1 protein-coding gene is annotated in these 351 nt (G+C 40.5%); it reads left to right on the top strand.

Annotated features, from left to right (window positions below):
- Positions 1–351: spermine/spermidine synthase domain-containing protein (locus AAEY57_RS19505; RefSeq protein WP_502935504.1), on the top strand; the 351-nt coding region annotated here is incomplete at both ends.

Raw genomic sequence — 351 nt, 5'->3', positions numbered from 1 at the left:
AAGCAAAAACCAACCTCAGCCAATTACCGATTTATATTTAAATGGGCGTTTACAGTTCTCAAGTATTGATGAGCAAATATATCATTCAATGCTGGTTTATCCTGCAATGCTTGCCTCTAACAGACACGACCGTGTATTAATAATAGGTGGTGGTGACGGGCTTGCACTTAGAGATGTTTTAAAATGGCCTGTGAGTGAAGTAACGTTAATAGATTTAGACGCGCAGCTTCTCAATTTATTTGGTCATAAAGACGGTGACTTTACCCCGCCAGAGCACATCAATAAGCGATTACTACAGCTAAACAATAAATCGATGCAAGACTCGCGAGCCAACATAATTGTGGGTGATGC

This window comes from Pseudoalteromonas sp. MER144-MNA-CIBAN-0113, from assembly GCF_040308965.1.
In the GTDB taxonomy this organism is placed as follows: domain Bacteria; phylum Pseudomonadota; class Gammaproteobacteria; order Enterobacterales; family Alteromonadaceae; genus Pseudoalteromonas; species Pseudoalteromonas tetraodonis.
The sequence above is the reverse complement of the archived record's forward strand: the minus strand, read 5'-3'. Positions and strand labels throughout refer to the sequence as shown.